Here is a 14,693-nt window from a genome sequence, read left to right as displayed (position 1 = left end):
AAAAAGGCTATGAAAAGTAGCAGGGACATGCCATCTCTATAAAGGTGTTAGGGGGCTAGGGGATGATTGTTATATGCCATAGGCATAAGGTTATTATTTTTTTATTTTTTATAACCAGTATAGTTTTTTTTTATTGTATTTCGGTACAGAAAAAAAAAGCTACGCTGCTCTTCTCTCTAGATTATGCTTTGTCTAAAGCAGCGCAAGAAAAAATTAAAAATACGCTTACGCCTCAGGTGTTATATCAATATCCTGCGGTGCACGTTGTGAATATGTTGCAACAAGATGTGCCAACGGTCGATGCGCTTTCTTGGCGCTATAACCCTTTGGGTAGTGCGTATGTTCGTGTTGCGTGCCATAAACCTATCGTACAGGTATCTTTTCCTGATAAAACGTATGTAGCGCTTTCTTCGGGGCAGTTGTTTTTTTCTGATTACTATGATGCGGGTCTCGTGAGTAGTTTGCCAACTATTCACGTTGCTCAAACCGAGTTACGCAATATTCATGATTTAGAGCAATTTATTCAAGGTATTCCACGGCAATTTTTTGAAGAATATGCCGTTGTCTGGCACAACAAAACGCATATTCTTATTGTTCCACGCGATATGCATTGTATACAGGTAAAAACAACCAGCGATTTATTTTGTTACCAAGCATTAGCGCCGCTTATACAGTATTTTTGTACAAAAATAATATCCGATAAGACAAAAAACACCTATACGATTGATGTACGTTTTAAAGATTATATTATTCTTTCTACGCATAAGGGGGGCGTTCTATGAAAAAGGTCTCTCAGGACTCTTTGTATGTTGCAATTGATATCGGGACTACAAAAATTTGTGTATTAATTGCTCATAATAATAATGATTTTTGTGAAATTATTGGGATTGGTAAAGCTCCTTCACACGGACTCGCGCGCGGTATTGTTGTTGATATTGCTGCAGCGGTTGATTCTATAAAAATTGCCGTACGAGAAGCAGAATTTATGGCAGGTTATTCTGTTGATTCTGCTTATATAGGTATTTCGGGCAGTCACATTCAGTCAATTAATTCTCGAGGTATGGTTGCCATTAAGCAGGGGCAGGTGCGTGATTATGATATTGCACATGTCATTGCAGCTGCAAAGGCCGTTACTATACCAGAGGGACAGCAAGTGCTGCATGTTATTCCACAATTTTATATTATCGATGGTAATCATCATGTTCAGGATCCCTTGGGCATGCATGGCATTAGACTAGAAACTCAGGTACATATTATTACAGGTAATGTATCTTCTGTGCAAAATCTTATACGTTGTTGCGAGGCGGCGGGGATTAAAGTTCGCGATATTATACTAGAGCCGTTAGCATCTGCTGATGCTGTTATTGGTTCTGATGAAATTAATTTGGGTGTGGGGATGCTTGATATTGGCGGAGGAACGTCAGATTTTGCGGTTTATCATCGCGGTACGATACGCCATACAAAAATTTTTCCCATAGCGGGCAATTTATTTACACAAGATATAGCACATTGCTTGAGAACTACGTTTACTCAAGCTGAAGCGATAAAGCATGCTTATGGCATGCAGCCGCTTAATACACATATTGAAAATCCTATAGAGCAATACATAGAAATAGACACGTTGCATCATGAGCATCGTCAAGTAGTTTTCTTGCAGGACCTGATTACTATTTTAGCATATCGTTCTCAAGAGCTTTTATTATTGGTTAATGCAGAAATTAAGCAGTATCATTTGGACGTCTATATGGCTTCCGGATTTATTTTAACGGGTGGCGGATCATTGCTGACAGGTCTTGTTACCATGGCGCAAGATATTCTTGCTTGCCCTGTCAGAATTGGGAAGCCAAAAATCCCTGCGGCATTTAAAGAGTCGCTGAATAACCCAATGTATGCAACCGCGTATGGTCTTTTAGTGCATGCTCTCAAAAAAAATAAAAATAAAAGAATGGAGCAGCTTTCTGGTCCTATGATAAATCGTGTTTTTTCGCGTATGAAATCATGGGTTTTTGACTTTTTTTAGCGCGCTGTGATACCGTCACAAGTAGGGCTATAAAAAATAAAAAAAAGGAGCTGTCGTGATAGATTTTGATAAAGAAGTGCAGTGCGCACAAGTATCGCATACCATTATTAAAGTTGTGGGTGTGGGCGGCGCTGGTGGTAATACTATTAACAGTATGATATCCCATGAATACGATAACGTTGAATTTATTGCAGCAAACACTGATTCACAAGCGCTTAATGCGTCAAAAGCATCGCTTATTATTCAGTTAGGTTCAAAGTCGACCAAGGGTTTAGGTGCTGGTGCCAATCCCGATCTTGGCAAAAGAGCTGCTGAAGAAGATTTGGATGTTGTCTGTGAACATATTAAAGATGCTGATGTTGTTTTCCTAACGGGTGGTCTTGGTGGTGGTACCGGTTCTGGTGCATTGCCGGTTATTGCGCAGGCGCTTAAAGAACGGTCTACGTTGACTATCGCAATAGTCACGTTGCCCTTCAATTTTGAGGGTGCTCGTCGTATGGCTGTTGCGCAAAAAGCGCTTAAAACATTAGAAGGTGCAGTTGATACGCTGATTGTTATCCCAAATCAAAAATTATTAGATTTGCATGAAAAAAAACTATCGTTAGTTAATGCATTCAGTCTTGTAAACAATATTATTAATCAGTGCGTAAAAAGCATCGCAGATATTATTAGACGTCCTGGGCATATTAACGTAGATTTTGCGGACGTTAAGTCTATTCTCAAAGGCAAGGGTTTTGCTGTTATGGGTAGTGGTAGAGCATCTGGAGATACAAAAGCGCTTGATGCTCTTAAACAAGCAGTTTCGTCTCCGCTTCTTTCGCATAAAGGCATTGCTGGGGCTCGTGGTATTTTATTAAACATCACCGGCAGCAGCGCGCTTGATTTGAGTGATATAGAGGTTGCAGCATCAGAGCTACATGCACAGGCGCATCCGGATGCTAATATTATTATCGGGCTTGTTTTTGATGAATCTCTACAAAATGATATTGCGATAACTATTATTGCAACTGATTTTGAGCAAGTCCAAGAAAAGCCTGAAGAAAAACCTATTGTTACAGCACCGGTTACGCCGGTACGTGAGAATAAAATTACTGATATTTTTTTTAAGCATCCTGTGCAAGAGCACGTGCAAGAAAATCTTGCTCAAGAAAAATCGCAGGTGGAAGAGGCGTCGGCTCCTGAATTATCAGCGCAAGCGGTGCAATCAGCTCAGCCGACACAGCCAAGCGATGATATCGAAGTGCCTACCATCTTGCGCCGTATGATACAAGAAAAACAGGCCCAACAAAAAAACAATTAACTAAAGCATAAAAAAATAAAGTGGGGACGGATGTCCCCACTTGCATGTAAGATTATGTTATTTTTTTAATTATTTTTTGTTCCAGCTTTTTTATCAACCGTCGCGTTGAATTCTTTTGCGCGAAAAAGATTGTTAACAGTGTGGCCAATACTACCTAATGTCGAGCGCTCTCTGCGTTCCCACTGTTTTTCAAATTTTTGTTTTATTTGCACATCTTGATTTTCGAGATTTATCAGGTATGTTTTTTTCATATGCTCAAATATGGGGAGCAGATTTGGTTCTAAGATTTCTTTAGTCACCAAAAATTTTTCATTTGCGCGTTGTTTACAAGTGTACGCATAATTAATGCTTAGTACAACGCCAGACACAATTGCCAAGTTGCGAATAGTGCCATCGTATTTATCTGGTATCATGAATCCTACAAATTTTGAAGCAATTCTTCCTATGTATTTATCCGATAACATGAATCCTGCAGCAGTGAATCCTAAAGAATATAGGAGTGGTTCAGACTCGGTTATTAATATGTCAGTATAGCTTCTTTTTAGGTTATATTTTTTTTGCAATTCAAATGCTTTGTCGGCAATAGCATCATATACAGCCTTTTGCTTTTCTAGAGACAAGAATTCGTGGGCTGCAAACTTTTTTCCGAAATCTTGCCATTGATCCGAAATTTTGCCCCCTATGGTCGTATATTTCTCTATTATTTTTTTCATGGGATCTTTGATATTATCGGTTGCGCTACGATATTCATCTTCAGTTATGCCAAGGTCTATTTTTTTAACTTGCGCAACCAAAAGGTCGTCAGTAGTCATATTGGGAAACTTCATCCTGCGTTGCATGCTGTAAAGACTTGCTGAGCAGAGTAGTAAAAGGGATAATTTTTTCATATTATAACTCTATGTATTTTAAAACTTATTTTTTTACTTATTGTATATCTATAATAGTAATATATTAATACATATTGTCAATTGCTCCCGGGTATTTTTTGGGCAAATCGACTATAAAGTTTGTCGCGGGCGAATGGCAGCGATAACTATTATCTTTTGCTGAGTTTTTGAGTAACAAGATCGTTCAAACTTATACCCTTTTTTGCTGCCTCAAGAGCAAGACTTGCATGTAATTTTGGATTCATTCTTACACGAATATTGCCTGAAAAGGTTTTTTCCGGACTCTCGTTACGTTTATGACAAAATTCAAGATAATCATTGATCGAATCTTTAAATGCTTGTTCGAGTTCTTTTACCGATTCGCCCTGAAAAGTGATGACATCTTTTAACCCAATAACTTCGCCATGAAAGATTTTTGCACTGTCATCATAAGTCACCTGGCCAATATAACCTTTGTATTTCACGGTTTAACTCCTGCATGTATTAAAAAAATTCCGCAAAAAAAAGAGGGACATTTTGCCCCCCTTTTTTTATAAGATTATGTTATTTTTTAATTATTTTTTCTTCCAATTTTTTTATCAATTGCTGCGCTGAATGCTTGCGCATTAATAATATTATTAACTGCGTGACCAATGCCGCCTAGGTTTGAGCGCTCTCTGTTGTCCCAGTTTTTTTCAAATTTTTGTTTTATATTATAATCTTCTAACTGCGCTAAACATGTCTCTTTCATGTCTTTAAATATGGGGACAAGATGGTGTTCGAAATTATATTGAGTTTTATATGCATTTATTGTGCGTTTTTTCAAAGTAATTATGTAGTGGAGAGTTAGTGCACAACCAAGCGTAAATGCAGGTCGCCTATCGTATTGGTTTGGTATCATCAATGTTAAAGCGGTGAATGCTAGAGAATATAATAGCGGTTTATTTTCGCTTATTATTAGGTCATTATGAGTTCTGTTTAAGTTATATATTTTTTGCATTTCGAATGCTTTGTTGGCGACCATGTTTGCTGTTGTTACTGACAGTTTGTCGTCAGATGCGATAAAATTTTTTATTGGAAACCATTGCTCTGTAATTTTCGTAGCTATGGAAGCTTCCTTAGTCATTTTTACATCAACAGTATCAAGGCCGTGCGCTGGGGATACGTTCATGCTTTTAATAGCATGAATCAAATCTTGTTTATTCTTAATAATAACAGGTTCATCCGGAGTAAAAGCTTGTTCATCTTGCATGCCGTAAAGACTTGCTGCAGAGAATAGTAAAAGGGCTAATTTTTTCATATAAACTCCATGTATCTATAAAATTACTTATTATTAGAATATCATATTAATACAGATTGTCAATTTAACAAGTCGGGTATTACTGAGAGTTGTACTTGTAATTTGCCGTAAAAATAGCTCAAGCGCCTAGTCCTTGCCCTTTATATATGAACGATTCTTTCTTATTGTAATAATATTTGGTTTTTAGAAAGTAATTATGCGTTTTGTGGCATTTGTAGGGGTAAAATAGGCCTATACTATAAAGCTTGATTTTCTTTTTTAAGCTCTTCATTAAACCATTGGGCAACATCCAATGAATCACTTTCAAACTCACGACGCTTGCGAAGGTAATTCGCAGCTTCTGTACCAGGGGCTACTGCGCCTGTTAATAAGCTGAGACCCTCTATAGCTGCCTGTTTTTGATCAATTTTATTTTTTTGATTAAATGTGTGAATTTCAGTATCAATTGGATATATTTTTTTATTTTTTCCGATCATAAAGTTTGCCCGGTGTGCATCTCTCCAGCCAGCTTTTACGATAAAATCAGCAAATTGTTTAGTTTGTTCTGTAGTAAGAGGTTGTTTGACGTCTTCTATTGCCGGAGCTATAACGTATTCTTTTTTACTTATTGGATTATAATAGATAAATTTTTTTGGCATTTCTATGAGTGTAATTTCTTTATTTTTATCGAGTGTCTGTTGGGAATGCTCAAGCCCTTCAATGCGGCTTTTCGCATTTTTTTTGATGAAATAATTGGGTAGCCAGGGGAACGAATAAATCTCATGTCCTTTGCTAAAAACGTCAGCCATGCTATCAGCATGTTGATCCAACGTTTTTTTTAAGTTTTCAGGCGCTTGATAGGTGGCCAGGTCAACTGTTTTTTGCATACTTTTAGCGTTTTGTGGACGCGTTTTTTGAGCAAATTGACCGAGATTGTTAAAAAATTGCCTCTGATCATTTTGATATTGGTTGCACAAACTTGGTACTGGTGATTGGTTAAATGACATGGCAATGAGGCCGGATGCCGCTAATAAACCAGCAATTGCTTCACAAAATAGTATTTTTTTCATAACATCCTAAAATTATATTTTTTTATTTTTATTATTTACTATTATAATATCAAAATATAATTCAAATTGTCAATTTAATATGTGGGTATTATTGAGGGGATGCGCCTGTAATTTGCTGTAAAAATAGCCTTGCTTCGAGGCCTCAAACTTTAGATATGAGCGATTGTTTCTTAATTGTAATATTTTATTTTGGGTTTTTAGAAAGTAATTATGCGTTTTGTGGCATTTTTAGAGGCAAAAATACCGTAAAAGTTATAAGTTGCGATTTAAGTTTGTTCACCTTGTTTAACTAATTTTATCTCAGGCTTTTTTGCAGCAGGTTAAGGTGTGAGTCAAGTTGGATAAGGGCAGTTTCTAGTTTTGATGGTGCATTTTTAGGTTTTGACCATCCAAAGAGTTTGCTGAGGTATTTTTTTGCTCGTGTGAGCCATTTAAATGAGAGCTGATTTTGTGCGATCAAAACTTTGCTTTCGGGGTCGGTATTCTTTTGGTTATATAAATAGCGCATCACTGACTGGTTATTGTTATTTTTTGCTGAGGCATTGGCGCCATGTGCAAGCAGTAACTTAACTATATCTGGATACGGTCCTGCATAAAAAAGAGGTGTTTGTCCTTTGTTATCCGGTACATTTGTGCGAGCGCCATGTTTGATTAAAAACTCGGTAGATTGCATCAAGCCTTGATTGACTGTAGTGAACAATAGAGTTTGATTGTTTTGTGTGTATAAACGCGTCTCCATAAAATTCACAAATGTTTTGTCAGCTTTTTTAAAAAATTGCTGCAATTGTTCAAGCATTTCTGCATCTGATCTATGAATAAAAATATTAAAAAATTGTGCAAAGTTATTCCATATCTCTGACCCTTCTGTCACGATATTAATAAAAGGGCGATTGCCCCATTGTTTGTAACGATTAAGTGACTGAATAGGTTTTTCGAGCAAATAGGCCCACGCTTTATGAGAAATTATAGCGTTCGTATAGTTAATTTCTGAGCCAAGGTCAGTGATAAGATCGTATCCATAGACATTCTGAAGCCATTGCCAAATTCTTTTACAATGTGCTCCGCCAGCATATATTACGGCATGATTTTTAGAAGAAGAGCTTAATATATTGATCAGTAATTCAAAATCGGTTATCTGATTAATGACAGAAGCAAGCTGTTGTCGAAGAAGAGATTCTTGTATTGGGGGTAGATGTTCTAAGTGTTCTATTAAATCTGTTGTGGTTGCGTGAGCTTTGTGTTTTAAAATATCGTTAAAAATGGGTTTTGCCTCTTTTTCATAAAGCTCTTTAAAAGAAAGCCAATCTTTTTTTGCAAGAGTAAAGTTATCTTTATCAGTAATTTTGAATAAATCACAAAATTGTCGAATGGTGTGTTTTTCGCAAGATAAATCAATATTGAAAAAATTGTCTAAACCAGACTTAATATCTACAATTTTTGCTGAACTATATTGGGGGCCATTATTAGCTATTGATGTTATAGCATTGAATTTTGCTCTATACGTATCAGAATTAATAAATGTAATATTGTTTGAATTTTTAAATTCTTTTGGAAAAACTTTTCCACCATATGACATAAAATCTAATTGTGTTGCAGGATAAAATTCAGCATTTTGTACAAGTTCCCACAATAGATCTATTTTTTCATCGGCTTGTTTATTCAATGTTCGTAAAACAGCAAGCAGTATTCGCTCAGGGGTTGATAAAGCATGGCGCTCGTCTAATTTTAGTAATCCCTCGCGTACGTTTTTTCGGGATGGTTTTTTGGCAAAATCGGGCGCCATGATGTGAATATCATATATAATATCGACGCATTTTTTTATATCTTGCGTGTTTTTATCAAGCAGCATCAAGCGTTGAAAACGATAGGGATAGGAAAGTACGGTAAGAAAACTGCATAAAAAAATAATCAAACATAACGTGATAACTTTTTGCTTCAAGAAATTCATACGGTCTCCAATTACAGCTTATATATTTAAAAATTCACACCCCAGGAGGCCCAGGCGGTGATGATGCGTTTGTTGCCATACAGTTTGGGGCGGTGGTCAAAACCATAAGAGAATGCAGCGGTGATTGCCTGAGGTAGCTTTTTTATCACAAAATGGTACTTGTACGTGCCATAAAAACTGCTTCTGATGTATTCTGTTTTTTGTATTGTGGCATCTAGGCTTGGATGTATCTTTGTTCCCCAAAGCATTGATGCATCATAACCAATTTCGCATCGATGGTTCCCCAGGCGACTGCGATGTGCAATAAGAAAATCGTTAGTGGTGCCATTTGTAAAAGTAAATTTTTTGGGGCAATTATTTACTATAGCGCACGTTGTTCTCGGGAAAAAATGTATCATGCGCAGTGCGCCCAAAATAAAATGCTTATTGTTTGCTAAATAATCTACGGATCCGTCAATTTGTCCGCCAAGGCCGACGTGCGCATAGCCAAATTGTACGTGCTCAAGGCTTTTATCTTTGTGCGTTGGGATACCCAAAAGACCAGAAATGGTGACGCGAGCCTGTTTATTGATCGTTTTTGTGTAGCCTCCAGTAAAAAGAATATCGTCTGCTTGAACCGTAGCAAAGCAATTGTTCGGCGCTTTTTGTTGTACTTGTGCAACGGCTGTATCAACACGTAAAAAATATTTTTCTGGTGCATATATCAGTGTGCCTAATACGCCGCCAGCGTCATGCATGTCCCCATTATACTTTTTGCGATATATGTTAAAGGGTGTAGCAACGCCGAGAGACATGTAATGAGTTCCATTTTTATCAAATGCCTGTCGCTTGGTCGTTTCTGCAATTCTTAAGTTGTAAACAACCGAAATAACCGCCTGTAACGGCATTACAAAAAAACTGCCCAGCGCGAGCATGATTTTTATGTGTAATTTTATTTTCATATGGATAGCTCCCCGTGTGTAAGAAGAGCATATCTATTTTTATGCAAAAAAATAAAGAGCAGTTTATTGTTTATTGAATATTATGATCGAATTGTGATAAATTTATTATAATAATTAAATAATTAAAATAAAAAAGGTGAGATCGTGAAAAAGTTATTGATTGGATTAGCTCTAGCGGTTGGTGTACAGGTTTGTCATGGGTATACCGTCAACTTGCGTAACGCAACTGATTATCCCGTTGATTTTTATGTGCACAGCTCTTTGGCTGGGTGCTGTTATGGCTGCGGTATTGATGATAAGAGTAAGTGTAAAGTATCAGTAGCGCCGCAGGAATCTCGGTCATTTAATTTTAAAAAAGATCGAGGCGTTGTATGTGCGGGTGCTTGTATTAAATGTGTTTCGGCAAGAATTCATACAGGAAAAAAAGATATCGAAGCAACCTTTGATTTGCAAGATATTGGTACGATTAAATTTATGAAATCACAAAATGCGCCGTATGCAACGTCAGGAACAGTGTTTCTGATGGCAACAGGAAAAGCCAAGGCTGCAGGTGCAATTATATTAGCAGAGATGCTCGCTAATGTAGGCGTTGCGGCAGGAGAAGCGATTGCTTATCAATGTACTGATATGGAAATAACGTTACATCAACAGGGCAAAGACTTCGGTTTTTCTTATAAGAAAAAATAAAATTACTTATTCAGCGCAGTATTCCGCAGGTTCATGATAGATTCGCTAATAATTGCATGGCTATCGGCATGATATCCGCCAGAAAGTACCATAAGAATAGGGATTTTCCGCCCTATAGCCTCGGTAAATACTATGCGATCGCGCTCAATAATACCTTGCTTGGTCAAAGAAAGTGCGCCGATAGGGTCTTTTTCATACACATCAGTGCCCGCATTATAGATAATTAAATCAGGCTGTACGTAGTCTATTGCTTGTGGCAGATTGCTTGATAATATGTGTATATATTCAGCATCTTGCGTTCTTGCCTTGAGTGGAAGATTAAAGTTGATTCGTTCCTGACATTCAAAATCTCCCGGCCATGTATCTCCATTGTACATATCAAATATGGCAATATTAGGGTCTTTTTGTGCGATTTCTTCATGTCCGTTCCCTTGGTGAGCATCAAGGTCAACAATCAGTATGCGGTATCCTGGATGCGCATTAAGGACCTTTTTAGCCGCAATGCAAATATCATTGATAATGCAAAAGCCGCCCAATACAGGTTCCATAGATTTTGCATGGTGGTATCCACCAGATAGGTTTATAGCCCATCCATGTTTAAGGGCCAAATCTGCCCCAAGGATGGTCCCGCCCGTGGCCAACTTAACTGGCTCAAGTAATGTTTTTTGTGCGATACGATTAGGAAATAGGCCCAATAACGGTAAATCTGCGATCATGCCCAGATTAAACGAATTTGCGATGTGTTTAAGATATTCTGGGCTATGTACCAGTAACAAATCTGTATCAGAAACGCGTTCTGGGTTATACAGTTGGCTTGGGATGAGGTTTAAATTTTTAAGAAGATAATTGCATATTTTCCCGTATTTTTTGGTATCAAATGGGTGTAATTGTTCGATGCCGCCAAAAGAGATGTCGTAACTTGGATCAAAAATGATAGGTAATTTGTCGTGTGCATTAATTGGTGCAAATTGTTTAGTGCTGATAAATTTTGCACATTTTGACGTGCTTATTGTGTGTTGCGCCTGTTCTGTCAATTGAGCTTCAATGCTGTCTAATTTTTCTACATAATCCTGTTCTGGTGTATATGCATGATAAGGTGGGCATAAGTCTGGTGAATGCAAGAGAGCGTGTCCATGGTGACAGAGCGATTGCGCTGATACACCATTGCTATCCTGATGTTTTTTATCAAGGGCTTCATGCTTAAGTATAAGTTTAACGGTGTTATGCTGTGCGTCGATAATTTTTTTATTTGCTGATTTAATGAGTGGTGTGCACCCGAGCATGGCAGTTCCGGTGATTGCAGCGGTTGCTAAAAGAGCATACGGTGATCGTTGCCACAATGAAAGCGCGCCAGCTGCTGCCGTTCCGCCAATGAATGCGTATTTTGATATATTGTATACCGTATTAATCAGTGATTGTGTTGTTATGATAGAGCTATTCATTTTTGCAATAGCCTTCATCAACGGTGTCCAATCAGCTTTGGCAAAATCTGTTGGTGTGTTTTTTTTATAAAAATTAACGTCGGCGTTTTCTGCAAGCGCATGGTGTACTTGTGCCGTATCGCTGTTTTGTATTGCGGCAATGAGTCTTTCTTCTTCCCCCGCGCGTAACATCAACGTGCTTACGCTGATGAGTAATATTATTTTTTTATAAAGCCTGCGCATTATTTTGTCCATGTATGATATGCAGAGCACAGACAACCTATCGCTGATGCAACGCCAATTACTGTAAGCATATTTGATCGATAGTTATGGTTGCGCGCCTTGCCGAACGATTGCTTTGAGTTTTTTAGGTTATTGTCCGTTTGGCCCTCCATTGTCTTGGCGAGTTTATCAGATATTGCAGCGCGAATCTCAGGCTCAGACTGCGCAGAAGAAATCGTTTTTTTATCTTTAAGCACATTAAAACCCTGTTTTTTTGTTTCCTGTGTTTTTTGATCAAAAGAATGTGCTAGTGTAAATGATGCAACCGCTGTTGCGCCAAAAAATATACTGGCCCAGGTTGAATTTGCCACCGGTTTGGTGATTGCAGGAGCTAGGAGTGTGGCTAATAGGCCTGTTAATACTATCTTTTTCATATAATCTCCATAAATTATTACATAAAGCTTATTGTTATTAATAATTATACCCGATTAATGCAAATAGTCAAGAAATTGAGCGGGTTGGTTGAGGTGGGTTATTAAGAGGCGGTCGGCGGGTTTTGGGGTTAGTTGATAATAAAGAAAAAAGCCGTATAAACTACGGCTTTTATAGCAAAGTATCTTAAATCTATGCGTTCAAATTTAAGTAAAATTTTACTATTGCATAAAATAATACGCGGTCATGGCGCATGCGCCACCAAAAAGGAAGCTTCCTAAGGCTTTTGCTTGATATTGTCTTGATCGCATAAGTAATTCATTTTTATAGGACCCAGACTTGATGTTATTTTTGGTTCTGATTTCTGTGACTTGGGTGGGTGCATTTGTCCCTCGCAACTGCCAGTGAGCAGCGTCGCAGCTATCAGCTTTGAAAGTCATGTAATATCCCCGCGCTAATGATCCAATGGTTGCCCAGCCAAAAATGCCCACCAATGTCGAATTTTCTGCCGGCTTGATGATTGTAGGGGCTAGGAGTGTGGCTAATAGGCTTGTTAATAGTATCTTTTTCATATAATCTCCATAAATTATTAAATAAAACTTATTGTTATTAATAATTATACCCGATTAATGCAAATAGTCAAGAAATTGAGCCGGTTGGTTGAGGTGGGTTATAAGAGGTGTCCGGAGGGTTTTTTTGGGGTTAGTTGATAATAAAGATAAAAGCCGCAGATTGTGTACGACTTTGAAGATATGTTTTGCTTGGGGGAGGTTAAGTTTCTTGAATTATTACTTTTGCGCGCGATGTGCAAAGTAATAAAAAGCTCCCAGAAATGAAAGGGTGCAGATTCCAGCTACTTTTGATCTATTGTTATTATATTTATACAGATGTGTTACTGTGCCGGCTGTAGTCGACATTCCTAAGAAAAATTTAGACCATGTCGAATTTTCTACGGGTTTGGTTATGGTAGGGGCCAGAAGCGCGGCTAATAGGCCTGTTACTAGTATCTTTTTCATATAATCTCCATAAAATATTACATAAAGCTTATTGTTATTAATAATTATACTTAATTAATGCAAATAGTCAAGAAGTAAAGAGGGCTAGTTGAGGGGGGTTAAGGTGGTAAAAGAGAGCTGTTTTTGTATGTATTGTTCGAGCTTGTTATTGGTTATATGCGTTTATTCCACAATAGCAGGCGGCTCCAAAAAACGTTGCCCCTATTATACCATATTGTATCATTGCAATGCTGCTTTGAGTGCGTTTTTCATTTAATTTATCATCGGTAATATCTTGAGATAAGTCGAGGCTTGTAAGTATTTCTGGGATTTGTTTGACCTGTATCGCGAAGTTTATCCGACCGATTGGTTTTTGTAATTCAGGAGGCAAGCCATTTGTTTGAAATTTTTTTGTCATTATGACCGTAGTAAGCTTCATCGCGTCACTTAAATGCTTTGCAGTTGTTTTGAAGCTTATAACTGTTGTTGCGCCAAAAAGGCCAGCGAGGATCCAGTATGTTGTTTTATCTTCTAAAGGCTTGGTGATTGTAGGAACTAAAAGTGCGGCTAATAGACTTGATAATAATATTTTTTTCATGTTGCGTTCCTGTAATTATTAGTATAATTATTATGATTGCTTTAAGGTGAAACTATAGCATAATAATGCAATAAGTCGATTATTGAGCGAATTTTGAGAATAGGGCTAATTTTATGATTATGCATAGGCAAAGTGGCTTGGCTATATATTTTGGGGATAGGCGAGAATCTTTTGTCCCGGGGCAATTTTATGGGCTAAAAGACCCCAAAGAATTACTACAAAAAGAACTTTTTGAAGGGTTCGCTCAAATTCTAGGTTTGCAAGATTTAGCCCTTTTAAAGCAAACGCATGGTACAGAGGGGATAATTATATCAAAAATGCACGAATATAGGCCGTATGAGCATGAAGGAGATTATCTGATAACCAATATGCCTCATCTGGGGCTTGGAATCGCAACGGCAGACTGTTTGCCCATTATTTTTCATGACCCGATACAACAGATAATTGCCAATGCCCATGCGGGTTGGAAGGGAACGCTTGCCGGAATTGCCGTAAAAGTTGTACAAGCAATGCAAAAAGCTTATAACTGTAGCCCAGCACATATACAGGTTTTTTTTGGACCTTCTGCGCGTGTTTGTTGTTATGAAGTTGGAGAAGATTTTGTGCAAAATGTTAAACTAAAAAAATATATAAAAAATATAGATAATAAAAAATATTTTGATGTGCCGTTATATAATAAATTGTTGTTGATAGATGCGGGAATAAGCGCTGGCGCGATTAATAGTGACTATAACATATGCACCATGTGCGACCTGCATTTTTGTTCATATCGGCGTGATAATAATGCTCAGCGGCAAGTGACTATTGTAACTTTACAATAAGAGATATCGCGCCGATTGCTCTTGTGTTATACTAGTGTTATTTATATGATCAAAATAAATTATGTATATACAAATTATAGTAATCCCCGTTAA

The 14,693-nt window shown here is 37.6% G+C and carries 16 protein-coding genes; 5 read left to right on the top strand and 11 right to left on the bottom strand.

Annotated features, from left to right (window positions below; genetic code table 11):
- Positions 1 to 62: 62 nt before the first annotated feature.
- The 3 genes from WC707_04600 to ftsZ are packed head-to-tail and all read left to right on the top strand — an operon-like array spanning position 63 to position 3,320.
- Entirely contained in the window at positions 63 to 782 is a 720-nt protein-coding gene (locus WC707_04600) for a hypothetical protein (protein ID MFA6066430.1), read from the top strand.
- Positions 779 to 2,020 carry a cell division protein FtsA gene (ftsA, locus tag WC707_04595; GenBank protein MFA6066429.1) on the top strand — a complete coding sequence of 414 codons (1,242 nt, stop codon included), beginning with the start codon at positions 779 to 781 and terminating at the stop codon, positions 2,018 to 2,020. The genes WC707_04600 and ftsA overlap by 4 nt, the downstream gene beginning before the upstream one ends.
- A gap of 55 nt (positions 2,021 to 2,075) precedes the next feature.
- Positions 2,076 to 3,320, top strand: a complete 1,245-nt coding sequence (gene ftsZ, locus WC707_04590) for a cell division protein FtsZ (GenBank protein ID MFA6066428.1) — start codon at positions 2,076 to 2,078, stop codon at positions 3,318 to 3,320.
- Positions 3,321 to 3,385: 65 nt separating this feature from the next.
- Here ftsZ and WC707_04585 read toward each other — a convergent pair whose 3' ends face one another.
- The 6 genes from WC707_04585 to WC707_04560 form a co-directional block, all read right to left on the bottom strand.
- Positions 3,386 to 4,207, bottom strand: coding sequence for a hypothetical protein (locus WC707_04585; GenBank protein ID MFA6066427.1), 822 nt, complete (start codon positions 4,205 to 4,207; stop codon positions 3,386 to 3,388).
- 149 nt (positions 4,208 to 4,356) lie between these two features.
- The gene (locus tag WC707_04580) at positions 4,357 to 4,671 is read right to left on the bottom strand and encodes a type II toxin-antitoxin system HicB family antitoxin (protein ID MFA6066426.1); all 315 of its coding nucleotides are present in this window, start codon (positions 4,669 to 4,671) and stop codon (positions 4,357 to 4,359) included.
- An 86-nt stretch (positions 4,672 to 4,757) separates the two neighbouring features.
- Positions 4,758 to 5,486, bottom strand: coding sequence for a hypothetical protein (locus tag WC707_04575; protein ID MFA6066425.1), 729 nt, complete (start codon positions 5,484 to 5,486; stop codon positions 4,758 to 4,760).
- 236 nt (positions 5,487 to 5,722) lie between these two features.
- Complete coding sequence (locus WC707_04570) at positions 5,723 to 6,535, bottom strand: hypothetical protein (protein ID MFA6066424.1); 813 nt, start codon at positions 6,533 to 6,535, stop codon at positions 5,723 to 5,725.
- Positions 6,536 to 6,830: 295 nt separating this feature from the next.
- Positions 6,831 to 8,483 carry an ankyrin repeat domain-containing protein gene (locus tag WC707_04565; GenBank protein MFA6066423.1) on the bottom strand — a complete coding sequence of 551 codons (1,653 nt, stop codon included), beginning with the start codon at positions 8,481 to 8,483 and terminating at the stop codon, positions 6,831 to 6,833.
- A gap of 26 nt (positions 8,484 to 8,509) precedes the next feature.
- A complete protein-coding gene (locus WC707_04560; GenBank protein ID MFA6066422.1) occupies positions 8,510 to 9,424 on the bottom strand; it encodes a hypothetical protein in 915 nt (304 codons plus the stop codon).
- A 144-nt stretch (positions 9,425 to 9,568) separates the two neighbouring features.
- Between WC707_04560 and WC707_04555 the strand changes: the two genes are divergently transcribed.
- Positions 9,569 to 10,111, top strand: coding sequence for a hypothetical protein (locus WC707_04555; GenBank protein MFA6066421.1), 543 nt, complete (start codon positions 9,569 to 9,571; stop codon positions 10,109 to 10,111).
- 2 nt (positions 10,112 to 10,113) lie between these two features.
- Here the strand turns inward: WC707_04555 and WC707_04550 are convergent, their stop codons facing one another.
- The 5 genes from WC707_04550 to WC707_04530 all read right to left on the bottom strand — a co-directional run bounded on the left by WC707_04550 (position 10,114) and on the right by WC707_04530 (position 13,779).
- The gene (locus tag WC707_04550; GenBank protein MFA6066420.1) at positions 10,114 to 11,787 is read right to left on the bottom strand and encodes a histone deacetylase; all 1,674 of its coding nucleotides are present in this window, start codon (positions 11,785 to 11,787) and stop codon (positions 10,114 to 10,116) included.
- Complete coding sequence (locus tag WC707_04545; GenBank protein MFA6066419.1) at positions 11,775 to 12,188, bottom strand: hypothetical protein; 414 nt, start codon at positions 12,186 to 12,188, stop codon at positions 11,775 to 11,777. The genes WC707_04550 and WC707_04545 overlap by 13 nt, the downstream gene beginning before the upstream one ends.
- A 219-nt stretch (positions 12,189 to 12,407) precedes the next feature.
- On the bottom strand, positions 12,408 to 12,758 hold the full coding sequence (locus tag WC707_04540) for a hypothetical protein (protein ID MFA6066418.1): 351 nt from the start codon (positions 12,756 to 12,758) through the stop codon (positions 12,408 to 12,410).
- A gap of 216 nt (positions 12,759 to 12,974) precedes the next feature.
- Positions 12,975 to 13,202 carry a hypothetical protein gene (locus WC707_04535; protein ID MFA6066417.1) on the bottom strand — a complete coding sequence of 76 codons (228 nt, stop codon included), beginning with the start codon at positions 13,200 to 13,202 and terminating at the stop codon, positions 12,975 to 12,977.
- A 145-nt stretch (positions 13,203 to 13,347) separates the two neighbouring features.
- Positions 13,348 to 13,779, bottom strand: a complete 432-nt coding sequence (locus WC707_04530; GenBank protein ID MFA6066416.1) for a hypothetical protein — start codon at positions 13,777 to 13,779, stop codon at positions 13,348 to 13,350.
- Positions 13,780 to 13,892: 113 nt separating this feature from the next.
- Between WC707_04530 and pgeF the strand changes: the two genes are divergently transcribed.
- The gene (pgeF, locus tag WC707_04525; protein ID MFA6066415.1) at positions 13,893 to 14,600 is read left to right on the top strand and encodes a peptidoglycan editing factor PgeF; all 708 of its coding nucleotides are present in this window, start codon (positions 13,893 to 13,895) and stop codon (positions 14,598 to 14,600) included.
- Positions 14,601 to 14,693: the final 93 nt, after the last annotated feature.

The organism is Candidatus Babeliaceae bacterium (genome assembly GCA_041660765.1).
Taxonomy (GTDB): domain Bacteria; phylum Babelota; class Babeliae; order Babelales; family Babelaceae; genus JBAZVR01.
Note: the sequence above shows the minus strand (reverse complement) of the source record. Positions and strands in the feature narration are given on the sequence as shown.